Below are 12,929 nucleotides of genomic sequence, written 5' to 3' on the forward strand. Positions count from 1 at the left end.
TAAAGCCACAGAATCCGCAACAGTTAAACATATCGATTTATTATCACCGATGCCAATATTAAGCCACCATGGATGCAACAACATTGATGCAATCTTATGGAGCGATAGAAAATGCGGCTTAGCAATTAAAAATGGCGGGTTGGGTGAGCGCCAAACCGAGTTACCTGGATTTTGATGGCTAGCCACCCGGTAGTAAGTATCAAAGGGCAGTGTGTTAACCCCGGGTTTAATTGACTGCCATACCACTTGGTGTTTGCCGGTTCTCGTGCACAGGAGTTTGAGCAGCGTTTACAGGGGGTAAGCTATCAGCAAATTGCCGCGCAAGGGGGCGGAATTGCAGGTACCGTGAAAGCAACCCGAGAGGCTGACCACGAACAATTATTTGTAGCAGCAAAAGATCGTTTAAATGCACTGCTAGCTGAAGGTGTCACTACGGTAGAAATTAAGTCAGGGTATGGGCTTGATATAGAAAATGAAAAATATTAGAAGTCGCTTTAAATCAAATATCATCCTATTGAAGTCATTATCAATTTTAGCGCATGCACTACCTTTAGAGTTTAAAAATCGCAGTGATGATTATATAAATTTAGTGTGTAATGAAATGCTTAACACACTTGTTGAACATGATTTAGTCGATGCAGTAGACGTATTTTGTGAGGATATTGGTTTTAGTCATGCTCAAACGCAGCGAGTATTTGATGCGGCTAAAAAACTGGGGTTAGCAATTAAGTGCCATGCTGAGCAATTATCCAATCAACAAGGTGCTGCGCTGGTGGCGCAATACAATGGTTTGTCGGCCGATCATTTGGAATATCTTGATGAAGCCGGAGTTAAAGCTATGGCAAATGCAGGTACTGTGGCGGTATTATCAAATTGGTGTTTTTGCTTTTTTAAAAAGCAAAAACGAAATACCCAATTGAACTGTTAAATAAATTGCCATGTTCCTTATCGCAATTGCCAGCGATTTAACCCAGGCAGACATCACCGTTATGTTCTTGCAATTAATGATGAATATGCGGCTTGTACATTATTTAATTTTTTACTCCAGAACAGGCATTAATGGAGTCACGGCACACGGAGCTCAGGCTCTTGGTTTTCGGTTGATAGAGGCGTGCTGGTGCGTATGCTCGCGCCGACATATTGGCAATACATCCAGCACAATTAAGCACAGTTTGGGGTAAATAAACTGTTAAATCTTATGGATATTGGGGGCAAAACTTTAGCCACTGGTGAGACTTAACTCTTAAGCCTATGTTTTATTTAATGTCAGTGAGTACCCCAGCTATGGATGGAAGTTATGCTTTATAAAGCAATTTAGCTTTGGCTTTTTATGGTGCACTTTAATGGCAATGGTTGCAGCGTTGTTAACCGTGTTAAAAGTAACGGCTCAGCTTTTGCTACACCGGCTGATTGGTTTAGCTATGTTAGCACTGCCATCCCTGGTTTGCCTGGTTATTGGCTCTGGGGATTTCGCTTTCATTTGAGTATCAGGCGAATTTGCTAAAGCAAAAGTCCCGTTACTTATCAAGTGCCTGTGCCTCAGGCGGGCTTGTGCCTATTATTTTTACAGGTTACCTGCATTGTACGGCGTGTTACTATTCCACCTCCCGCTACTCAGTAGCAGGGTTTTTGCACGGCTGGTCAGACTGCCCAACTTTAAAGCCAGAAACTGGTTTTCCGAAGCGTATGTTGAAAACTCACCCTTAGCTGGCTTCCCTGATAAACAGCAGTTATGTCAAAATATAATTAACCCAATGATGGGCGATCCCATTTACAGCAGCACCATCGTACTGAGGTTAGAAGGTTTCTGCTCAGTTAACCAACATATTGGCTGAGATTTTGGCGACTTCATTATTATCTCAGCTGGCCAATCGAATAAAAAGATTCTGCCAGATGAAGCGAGATGAAGTTTTTTTCTTGCTGAGCATGCCAATTGAAGCACAATTTGGGTGGGTTAAACTTGCATTTGATTACTTGTGGATTTCACATAAAATCACAATCATTTACATCAGTATAAAGCAAATTATTGGCGCTACCTTAAAGCCGTTCCAGAAATAATTGTAACAATAGCTAAAAAGTAAGAGTTATATGACAATAAACAAAGCAGCAGCTTTGATGATTAATTAGTCATGCTTACTTGGCGCTCTATAGTCGGCCAGCCAAACGTGCCTTTATCATCGCAAATGACGACCGATCATTTAGGTTGCAAGCGCGATTTCAACGAGCGGCACCATCAGCTTCTTAAGACGGTGCCCTGAATTGTTTTTTCAACCGGTTATTCGAAATGAAGATGGCCAAATTGAATTTTAGAATTGCTATTACGCTGGCAGCATCCAACCCAAGCGTGGACCCTTATCGGCGGTTTTGGGGTTTTATCAACGATATTAGAAGGCAGGGTTTGGTTACTCACCGGTGACCTTTGTTATTGAACGAGCTGGAGAGCTTGCCATGGCACTGCGTATGGAAGGAATGAGGGTGCCTTTAAGTGTTAACTTATTTGGCCCAGAAATGCTCAACGAAGAGTTTGTTGATTTTGTTTATGGGTTAATGGTGAGCACCAAATCAGGGGCCTGGTGATTTAATTTAGAACGTCCGCCATTTTTAGTCACTACCTAGATGATAAAGGTAGAGCCATGATAGCAAGACTTAACAGCTTAGGTTTAAAAGTGTGCGTTGATGGTTTAGGTCATAATCCTGTATTACTTTCTAAGTTACCTAGTTTAGCGGTGGCATACATTAAAATATCGCCTGCATTAACTGCTGACTTTAGTAATCAAAATAACATACGTAGTTTAGTAGGTGGTATGGTTGAAATGCATAACCAGCAACAGACGAAAGTTATTTTTGAAGGTGTTGAAACACTCGATCAACTAAAGTTTGTAAAAAGTCTAAAAGCCTATGCTTCACAGGGATACTATTTTGGACACCCATTGAGCAGTTTAGGATTAATGAGTTGGTTTAAATGGTTAGAAGCACAAGAACTTAAGTGTAAGCTGGGAAGCGCTTAGTTTTTGTTTGTAACAGGGTATTAACTAAAGCACTGATCACTTGGCCACACTGTAATTTACCTGCAGTTATAGAATGAGGGTGTGGTGAAGGTGCTGCTTCGCATAAGTGTAAATAAGCACTGCGCGGATCATTTGCAGCTAAGTAAACATAATGCTCACCATCGATGACATCAAAACCACAGTAATTAAAGGCACTTGCAGGCATATTGGTTAAGCTATCTAAATCAACTTCTACCCCTAGCGGTGCGTTATCAAACCTTTGGAGTGCATGGGTGGTTGCTTCTGTTAAGTTTATTTCGCGCTTCACATTAATTGTTTGATAGCTTGTGTAGCTAAAGTTAGCGCTCTGCATAGCATCAAAAATAGGTTGATTGTTTTTTAGCTCATGTAAGCCAATAACATGGTAATTATTGAGCAGCTGCTCTTGATAAGCGTAGCGAAACCCATTACCACTGTGCCTACCTTCACACTCACGAAAGTCGGCATGAGGATCTAAATTAATCGCGTTAATTGCGTTATGGCTATGTTTGGCAAGTGAGCGAATAATACCTAAACAGTTATTATGCCCGCCGCCAATGACAATAGGTTCAAGACCCGCTTTAAAAACCATGTCTAAAAATTGCTCAACTCGCTCACATTCTATTTCAGCGCACAGCTACGCAATTGAGCTAAGCTTCCGTGTTTGATTATGATTGGTCGGCGGTAGTGCTTGTTGCATTAAATCATCGAGGGTGACTTCGCCAAGCAGTAATACTTTTTGCATGGCAATAGCGTCATTATGAGGTTGGTTTAAAAAGCGTTGTAAAAACGCAGGCCAAGCATGCTGTGCGCCACCATTTCCTAGATTGGCTCTCGGGCCAATGTCTTCACAAATCCCGAGTAAAACAAAGCGCATACCAAATTGTACGGCATCAGCAAGTGCTTGTTGAATATTGTCGCGGGCATCAAGTAATGCCATCGACTGCCATGCTTTTAGCTCTCCAGCACGGTCAGAGCAAATTTCCTTTACCGTGCTTTCGTCGTATAGTTTAAGGTGAAAGGTCACGCTACAGTTCTATTATTTCTAGCTCTAATTCTTCAGCTGAAAGCACAATACCGGTACTGTCAGCATATACAAAGTCATCATCAAAAAATGATACGCCAGCGAAATTAACCCCTATACCGCTTTCGCCCGCGCCTTCACTGTCTGCTGCAACAGGAATTGACGCAATAGCTTGAATACCTAAATCAAGTTCTTCAAGCTCATCAACGTGACGTAATGCACCATATACGATAATGCCTTGCCAATTGTTTTCTAGTGCCAGCTCAGCCAGCTCAATGTCGATTAATGCCCTGCGAGTTGAGCCGCCACCATCAATAGGTAAAATCTGATCAGTACCATCTTGAGAAAGTAATTGGCGGATCAGTTCATTGTTTTCAAAACATTTTACCGTTTTAATGCGGCCACCAAAACTGTGTCGACCACCAAAGTTGATGAACATAGGTTCAAGCACATCAACCACATCAGCAAAGTGGTCGCATAAATCAGAAGTGCTGTAATCCATTATTTTATCCTCAAAAGATACATAAGTTAGTGACTCAGTATACCCTCCTTATATGCAATAACAACGACTTAATCGCAGTAAATTTAGCCATAATTAGAACTAAATCAACTATAAGAATAATAATTCTTTCATAAACTTGTCATTTCCCCACAACAAGATTATAAACAGGTGTATTGCATCCATGATGCGGCTGAACCATTTTCACCTTCAGTGGCAAGAGTTGTAAAATTGAGTAATACTGTGGTTAGGCCAATGGTTTTAGATTGTCCATTTGTTTAAAAGGAGTTTGTTAATGGTTAGACTTTACCGGCGACCCTTTTTATTTGTTCAAACTTAATGAGTTAAATGAAAGAAAGCATCACTTTATACTGCGCTGGCAAATTTAATATAGGTATTTACAATGAATTTTCTACAAAATCTGACGATAAAACGCCGTTTGCAACTAAACGCCTTAGTTGTAGGTTTAACAATGATTGTCATGCTATGCATCATAATTTATGAAGCACGTGTGATGCTTAAATTAAATGAAACAATTCAATACGCCGAAGAGCTTGATGTGCATGAGTTGATGCGTAAATATGAAAAGACTTTATTTTATAAAGATGAAAAAAGCTTAGATTTATTCACTAATGAATATAAACAGCTGCAGCTCAAACTAGGGAAACTATCTGCTTTATCAAAAGATTTAGATATTGCCATTGATCAGGTTAACCAATTTGAGGTGCTTGCAAAGCAGTATTATGATGACTTTCAAATTGTTGTTAATTTGCAACGGAAGATAGGTTTACATCCTAAAGATGCGCTTTATGGCGAACTGCGTAAGTCAGTACACAACATTGAAACATTATTGAATCAGCAAAATGATTATAAATTACTGACCACCATGTTGCAGCTACGCCGCGCTGAGAAAGATTTTATGTTGCGTTTAGATACCAAATATTTAGACCGATTTAATAAATTAGGTGATGAGTTAAAACAACAAGTAAATACCTCAGAAATACCTAGTAATATACGCAATCAATTAACTTCATTAATGACCAATTACCAAGGCAAATTTACCGCACTAGTTGAAGCACAAATCGCTTTAGGGGTTGATTTAGATTCGGGTGCTCTTGGAAAAATGTGAGTCAGTATTAAGAAAAGTGATGATGTGGTGACTGCCATTACTTCGGCCACTAAAAAACAAGTTGCTGAGACGGCCCAGCAGGCGCAATTATTGGCAATAGCCATATTTATAATTGCCAGTGTGATTGTGATGGTTCTTGTGTACTTAACGAGTCGCTCAATTATTCAGCCTATTGAGAGGGTTTATCAAACTATTGACAAGATAAGAAAAAACAATGATTTAAGCTTATTCATAGAGCACAAAGGAGAAGATGAAGTCACTAGGATGACCATAGATTTTAATAGCTTGATTAGTGACTTTAAAGATCTTATCTATGAAGTAAATACTGCTCTAACAACGCTTAATATAGCAACGGGTAACTTATCTGAAACAACCTCAGCAACTAGTTCTGGCATGCAAGAGCAATTGCATGAAGCGGACATGGTGGCAACGGCAGCCACAGAAATGCAAGCAACGATTCAAGATATTTCACATAATACAGAAGCTGCAGCTAAAAAAGCTGAATCAACCAATGTAAGTGCTCAACAAGGTCAGGTTGAAGTAGAGTCAACCATTAAACATATTAATGCTTTGTCTGATTCGCTTGGTAAGGCCTCTAGCGTGGTGTCACAGCTAGAAAAAGATGGTGAAACCATTGGCTCTGTACTTGATGTAATTCGAGCCATTGCAGAACAAACTAATTTACTGGCTCTAAATGCGGCTATTGAAGCAGCAAGAGCGGGTGAGCAAGGTCGTGGTTTTGCGGTTGTTGCAGATGAGGTGCGCTCACTTGCACAACGCACGCAAGAGTCAACTAGCGAAATTGAGGGTATTATTAACACCTTTACAACAGCGTGCTCCAAGAGGTGTAAGGTATCATGCATCGTCGTACTCTCTAAGGTGGTGAGAGTGCAACACAAGCAACAAGAGCGGGTGAATTGCTAGGAGCTATCACTGTTGATGTGCAAACGATTATGGAAATGAGTACACATATTGCTACTGCTATTGATGAACAGAGCCAGGTAGCATCAGAGGTTAATAAAAACGTAGTCCGTATTCGAGATATTGCTGAAGAGGCTGCTGCTCATTCACAAACGAATGCGCAAACAAGTGAAGAGGTATCTGAGCAATCAAGGGTGCTTCATCAAGCAATCTCAAAATATAAAGTTTAATTATCCATAGAAACAAGCGGCTTAATTGCCGCTTGTTTGTTATTAACGAAGCAGAAGCATCATAACTGACGTTAAGGTACAAATTTTATTGGTACGCTATCTTTGTTATTTTCATGTTGTTTAACACGTTCTAAATAAGTGTCCCACAACTTAGTATGTTCGGCTTGTAACTTAGCCAAATATTGCCAGCTAAACAACCCGCTGTTGTGCCCGTCGTCAAACTCTAAACGCAACGCGTAATGCCCTACGGGTGTAATGCTTTTAATGCCCACTGTTTGTTTATTAAGTACTAACTTCATAGGCTCAGAGCCATGGCCTTGCACCTCGGCTGAGGGAGAGTGAACCCGTAAAAATTCAGTACTGAAGGTTGCGTCTGAATGATCATCAAAAAACACATCTAAATTTTTACTTACACTATGATAGTGCACTTTAGTTACTTGTTTCATCGTCATCTCACTTACAAAAAAGCCTCCATGCTGGAGGCTTTTAGTATACATTAAACGGCTGTTAAAGAATAAAGCGGCTTAAGTCTTCATCTTCAACCAGCGCACCTAGGTGCTTTTCAACATAGGCAGCGTCAATAACTAAACTTGAACCCGCTTTTTCAGAAGCATCATATGAAATTTCTTCCATTAATCTTTCCATAACAGTATGCAGACGGCGAGCACCGATGTTTTCGGTTTTCTCATTAACCTGCCAAGCGGCTTTAGCAATTCGCTTCCAATTGCATCGTCGCACCCAATGCCATGCCTGTTTTGAGCAGCGCCTCGGCGTTGTTGCTCCGTGCGATGCGTGTGGCTAGTTAAAATGCGCTTAAAGTCATCGCCGTGAGTGCTTCAAGTTCACCATCGAATAGGTAAACGGCCTGTAACTCCGGGATCGCGTCTGATGGTTTAGACATCTGGAATGCACCCTTGAGTACAGCATATGGTCAGTTTTGACCATGCCATGCTTAGTGTTTACTGTAGAACCTTCAATCAGCGGTAGTAAATCACGTTGTACACCTTCACGGCTTACATCTGGGCCTGAGGCTTCACCGCGCTTACAGATTTTGTCGATTTCGTCAATAAACACAATGCCGTTTTGCTCTACAGCAAAAATTGCCTGCTCTTTTAATTCTTCAGGGTTAACTAATTTTCCGGCTTCTTCTTCGGTAAGTAGTTTAAATGCTTCTTTAATTTTAAGCTTACGTTTAGTGCGTTTATCACCACCCATATTTTGAAACATGCCCTGTAGCTGGTTGGTCATTTCTTCCATACCAGGAGGAGCCATAATTTCAACATTCGGTTGAGCTTGGGCTAAATCAATATCGATTTCTTTGTCATCTAGCTGGCCTTCGCGTAATCTTTTACGAAACGATTGACGTGTCGATGAGCTTTCATCGCGCTGAACTTCCCCATACTGATCTTTCACTGGAGGTAGTAATACATCTAAAATACGCTCTTCAGCGGCTTCTTCTGCACGGTGTTTAAACTTTTTGGTTTGTTGTTCACGGGTCATTTTGATTGAAACGTCGACTAAATCACGGATGATAGTTTCAACTTCTTTACCTACATAACCTACTTCTGTGAATTTAGTGGCTTCCACTTTAATAAAGGAGGCATTAGCCAGTTTTGCTAATCGACGCGCAATTTCCGTTTTACCTACACCAGTAGGGCCAATCATTAAAATATTCTTTGGCGTTACTTCTGCACGTAAATCTTCGTTTAACTGCATACGGCGCCAGCGATTACGAAGGGCAATAGCAACCGCTTTTTTTGCTTTTGCTTGACCAATAATATGTTGGTCTAGCTCATGAACAATTTCTCTTGGGGTCATATCAGACATAGCGGGTTCCTATTACAATTCTTCGATAGTTTGGAAGTTATTCGTAAATACACAGATGTTGCCAGCAATTGTAAGACTTTTCTCTACAATTTCATGGGCACTTAAGTCGGTATTTTCTAATAAGGTGGTTGCAGCAGATTGAGCAAAGTCTCCGCCGCTGCCAATTGCGATCAGGTCGTTTTCAGGTTGTACGACGTCACCATTACCAGTGATGATCAATGAGGCAGTTTCATCAGCAACAGCTAGCAGGGCTTCAAGTTTGCGTAAGGCACGATCGCTACGCCAATCTTTAGCCATTTCTACAGCCGCTTTAGTTAGATTGCCTTGGTGCATTTCTAATTTGCTTTCAAAACGTTCGAAAAGGGTGAAGGCATCAGCAGTACCGCCAGCGAAACCAGCGATTACTTTGCCATTATAAAGACGTCGAACTTTTCGGGCATTGCCCTTCATTACAGTATTACCAGGGGAGACTTGGCCGTCACCACCAATAACAACTTTGTCATCACGGCGTACACTTACGATTGTAGTCATAAAGAGCCATCATCGCGCTGCAAGTGGGGCAGCGTAAAAACGATTATGAAGAGGTTATATGGGTGAATGGTTTAAATTCAAGTCCAGCCCCAAATTCCTGCAGCCAACGATACACTGTTTTAGTTTGTTCCCATTTCCTCACTTTCTGCTTGGCGCTTGGTTTTCATAAGGCGCCCTAAACGCACCTTATACCAAATACCATTAGTGTCTGTGGTTTTTTGATCTCGAATTATTCAGCAAAGTGCCGCTATTATTTAGCCTTTAAGGTTTCAGCTTGTTGATGTTTTAAATGAACCACACTGCATGCTAACATAAGGGCCTTTTGTTCAAGTTCTTTCACTTCAACTTGAATTTCATGCTCTTTAATTTCTTTAATAAATTTAGGTGGTCGCGGTTTAGCTATTTCTACTTGTTTTTCGGCTGTTGGGTTTGCTTGTTTTTCAACAAGATCAGGAACGGCATTATTTTTAACAAACCAGAGTCCATATGCAAAGCCACCCACAAGTACTAGTGCAATCAGGGTTAATAACAGCGGAAAAGGTTTTTTAGCCGGTTCTTGTTTGGTGTTTTTTCTATTTTTTGGTTTTTTATTAATATAATCGTGCTATGCCATGGTGTTATGTGTGGCCTTACCTAAATCATGTCTGTAGGGTCTACGTCTAAACTCCAGCGAACTTTTTGAGCTAGTTTACTGGTGCTGAGATAATCAACCATTTGTGCAAGATACGGATGTAAAATGCGTCGATCTTGCGCTTGAATATGTAATTGAAAACGATACATCCCCGCAATCTTTTCTAAAGGCGCAGGGATAGGTCCAAGCAATTGTATACCAGATACCCCATTGACAGGAACCAAATCCGTTAGAAAGTCGACGACTTGCTTAATGTTATGTCCCTGTGCACGAACTATTGCCATACTGGTGATTGGTGGTAACTGCGCGTCACTTCGTTCAGTGAGCGCAAAGCGGGCAAAATCTTGATAGCCGTTATTAACTAAATCTTGTAATAATGGGTGCTCAGGGAAGTGTGTTTGTAATAATACTTCACCGGGCTCACCAGAACGTCCAGCTCTGCCTGCAACCTGAGTCACTAATTGAGCAAGGTGTTCTGCTAAAGTCACAATGAATATAAACCAATTATCTACATCTAAAATGAGTAATTAGCTTGCGATCCGCAAAAAGTAGGTCTTTGGCCAGCATTTGCGTACCGACTAAAATGTGCGCCACCTTGGTTTATTTCATCCAATGCTTTTTTCTTCAAGTTGCCTTTGCGCCTCGTAGAGTCACGGTCTATTCGGCTAATTGGGATGTCTTTAAATTCAGTACTCGAAAATTCTTCTATTTGTTCGGTGCCTTTGCCGTTAGGAAATATCTGCGTGCTTCCACAGTCAGGGCATTGATGCGGTACTTGATATTGGTCACCACAATGGTGGCAAATCATCTGACCGATGGCTTTATGAAAGGTTGCACTCGTGCTGCAGCGATTACATTCACTTAACCAACCACACTCATGACATATTAAAATGGGCGAAAAACCACGGCGGTTTAAAAATACCATTACCTGCTTACCTTTATTCAGGTGCTGGCGCATTATCGCTAAGCTCGCATGGGCAATACCCGCTTGATCAGGCTGACCTTTCATGTCGAGAAGCTTAAATTGATTATCGGTGGCCGTTTGTGCACGCTCACTTAATGTGAGTAACTGGTATTTGTTATTAATTGCTTTGTGCAGTGTTTCTAATGCGGGAGTCGCACTGCCTAAAATAAGCGGGATATTTTGCTGATATGCGCGATACGCCGCCGTTGTAACCGCGCATGATAGCGTGAGGAGTATCTTGTTGTTTAAAATGAAGCACCATGTTCCTCATCAACCACAATCATCCCGAGTTTTAAAAAGGGTAGAAAAATACTCGAACGAGTACCTATAACGATAGCACAACTGCCTTTTTCACAAAACCGCCATGTTTGCAGACGCTCGTTATCGGTGAGCGCTGAATGCCATAGCATAATTGGCGTGTCAGGGAAGCGACGTCTAAAACGATTCACTGTTTGTGGTGTTAAACCTATTTCTGGAACAAGCACTAACGCTTGCTCTCCACGTTTTAACACCTCTTCAAGACACTGTAGGTAAACTTCTGTTTTACCGCTACCCGTGACACCTTCAAGTAAAAAACTATTAAAACCAGCACTTTGATTTATAGTAGTAGTGCAAGCACTGTTGAAATGACAGCCAAGCTGCAGGCGAAGTGCCCAGCCAGTAGGAAAGGCATGTTTTGCTATTGATTGTCATGTTCAATGGAGCCAAAAAATCATCAGTTCTTTCGTTAATAGGCTATCAATGAAGCCCTTTATTAAACCCGAGGGCTTTTAGTCCTGTTAATGATGATTTACCCGATGCAGATAATTGCTTAGCAAGTTAAGCTGTGTTTTAGCTTTTAGCATAAAAAGTTTTTCCCTGACAGCGTTAACGCCGCATGAATATACTGGTTTTATCAGGGCATTCACCTTGGCGCAGCGCATTGGGGAGTGCAATATGAATAGTTTCACCTAGTGGATAACAATAATAACGCGCAGTAAACTTCAGCAGCTCCAAATGTTGTGCAGATAACACCGGCGAATTATCAATTACTTCAATAATAGATTTGATTTTGCCTTCAGGAACTTCTGTATCGGTTTTTAAACTAAGGATAACCGCTACTTTTCGTTGATTGCCAAAAGGGACGAGTACGCGCATGCCAGGCTGCAATTTAGTCAGCGGTGTTAATTGCTCATCCACTTTATAATCAAAGGTGCGAGGTAAGGGGACTTTTATTGCAACTTCAACAAAACACATAACAACTCAACTAAGAAACCTAATAGCCTAATGTACTAAAAATAGTATTAAAAGCCTACCGACAAATCAGTAATCAATAGGTGTTTGCAGACTTTTTAGTAAAAAGAATAATTAAAGCTTGTGTGCGTGCGGGTTGTTGGATAAAATTCGCGACCAATAAATTTGTTTTAACGACGGGGCTGGTGCCAGACTGGGTTTGGAGAGCGATGCGGCCTTAATCTTGCTCCGGGCGGAAAGAAGTATTCACCCTAAGTACGAAGTAATTTCTGCAACTTGTTCATGCGGAAACAAATTCGAAACCCGTTCTACTTTGTGTAAAGACATTCACTTAGACGTATGTTCTGCGTGTCACCCGTTTTACACTGGTAAGCAAAAGATTTTAGACACTGGCGGCCGTGTTGATCGCTTCAACAAGCGCTTCTGGTGCACTTAGCAAGCGTATCAATTTTTTTGAGCTTTATAAAAAGCAATCTTAGGCGCTTTTTTGTGCCTAAAATTCACTTATCCCCTCCATTTTATAACAGTTTTGTATTTATTATTTTTTGCATAACTATTTCCTGTTCTTATTCCGAATATGCATAAACATTTGCAGACAAAATTAAATAATATTATCTGGTTTCGGCTTGTTACACTTTTTAAATATGGTACTTAAAATGTAGTTAACGTGAAGTTATTTGTATTTAAAGTTAAACAAAGTTCAGGCTTCACTATTTTAATTTAAGACTGAAAAGAGTATTTCATAAATATTGAATAAGGGTAAAACGACCTGTAATATTCATTTTCTTATGACGAATTTATATTTTAAAAATGTCAGATAATCTAGGAAGTTGCTGATAAACTGATTTCTGTACTAAGAGTTCTAGCATTGGCACAGGATAGACCTGATATTGCTTGGAATTTAAAAATAATAA

8 protein-coding genes and 5 pseudogenes are annotated in these 12,929 nt (G+C 40.6%); 6 read left to right on the forward strand and 7 right to left on the reverse strand.

Annotated features, from left to right (window positions below):
* Positions 1-246: 246 nt before the first annotated feature.
* The 4 genes from FHG08_RS18910 (at position 247) to FHG08_RS18925 (ending at position 3,008) form a co-directional block, all read left to right on the forward strand.
* Complete coding sequence (locus tag FHG08_RS18910) at positions 247-486, forward strand: hypothetical protein (RefSeq protein WP_256729599.1); 240 nt, start codon at positions 247-249, stop codon at positions 484-486.
* Entirely contained in the window at positions 473-928 is a 456-nt protein-coding gene (locus FHG08_RS18915) for a hypothetical protein (RefSeq protein WP_256729600.1), read from the forward strand. The genes FHG08_RS18910 and FHG08_RS18915 overlap by 14 nt, the downstream gene beginning before the upstream one ends.
* 1,484 nt (positions 929-2,412) lie before the next feature.
* Positions 2,413-2,577, forward strand: coding sequence for a hypothetical protein (locus FHG08_RS18920; protein WP_256729601.1), 165 nt, complete (start codon positions 2,413-2,415; stop codon positions 2,575-2,577).
* A gap of 56 nt (positions 2,578-2,633) precedes the next feature.
* Positions 2,634-3,008, forward strand: a complete 375-nt coding sequence (locus tag FHG08_RS18925) for an EAL domain-containing protein (protein ID WP_256729602.1) — start codon at positions 2,634-2,636, stop codon at positions 3,006-3,008.
* On the opposite strand, the pseudogene FHG08_RS05140 reads toward FHG08_RS18925, so the two are convergent.
* Both FHG08_RS05140 and rraA read right to left on the reverse strand, forming a co-directional pair.
* Positions 2,983-4,053: pseudogene (locus FHG08_RS05140) on the reverse strand (formimidoylglutamase). The gene FHG08_RS18925 and the pseudogene FHG08_RS05140 overlap by 26 nt on opposite strands.
* Position 4,054: 1 nt before the next feature.
* Positions 4,055-4,552 carry a ribonuclease E activity regulator RraA gene (gene rraA / locus FHG08_RS05145; RefSeq protein WP_178983201.1) on the reverse strand — a complete coding sequence of 166 codons (498 nt, stop codon included), beginning with the start codon at positions 4,550-4,552 and terminating at the stop codon, positions 4,055-4,057.
* Between the two features lie 400 nt (positions 4,553-4,952).
* Here rraA and FHG08_RS19170 point away from each other — a divergent pair.
* Positions 4,953-6,829: pseudogene (locus FHG08_RS19170) on the forward strand (methyl-accepting chemotaxis protein).
* A 71-nt stretch (positions 6,830-6,900) separates the two neighbouring features.
* On the opposite strand, the gene FHG08_RS05155 reads toward FHG08_RS19170, so the two are convergent.
* From FHG08_RS05155 to FHG08_RS05175, 5 genes and pseudogenes are all read right to left on the reverse strand, one after another.
* Positions 6,901-7,275, reverse strand: coding sequence for a gamma-butyrobetaine hydroxylase-like domain-containing protein (locus FHG08_RS05155; protein WP_138607214.1), 375 nt, complete (start codon positions 7,273-7,275; stop codon positions 6,901-6,903).
* Between the two features lie 61 nt (positions 7,276-7,336).
* A pseudogene (gene hslU, locus FHG08_RS05160) lies at positions 7,337-8,656 on the reverse strand (HslU--HslV peptidase ATPase subunit).
* Between the two features lie 12 nt (positions 8,657-8,668).
* On the reverse strand, positions 8,669-9,187 hold the full coding sequence (gene hslV, locus FHG08_RS05165; RefSeq protein ID WP_178983202.1) for an ATP-dependent protease subunit HslV: 519 nt from the start codon (positions 9,185-9,187) through the stop codon (positions 8,669-8,671).
* Between the two features lie 77 nt (positions 9,188-9,264).
* A pseudogene (locus FHG08_RS05170) lies at positions 9,265-9,782 on the reverse strand (SPOR domain-containing protein).
* 38 nt (positions 9,783-9,820) lie between these two features.
* Positions 9,821-12,018 (reverse strand): annotated as a pseudogene (locus FHG08_RS05175) (primosomal protein N').
* 220 nt (positions 12,019-12,238) lie between these two features.
* Here FHG08_RS05175 and rpmE point away from each other — a divergent pair.
* A complete protein-coding gene (rpmE, locus tag FHG08_RS05180; RefSeq protein WP_218651580.1) occupies positions 12,239-12,451 on the forward strand; it encodes a 50S ribosomal protein L31 in 213 nt (70 codons plus the stop codon).
* Positions 12,452-12,929: the final 478 nt, after the last annotated feature.

Source organism: Pseudoalteromonas sp. Scap03 (assembly GCF_013393115.1).
Lineage (GTDB): Bacteria > Pseudomonadota > Gammaproteobacteria > Enterobacterales > Alteromonadaceae > Pseudoalteromonas.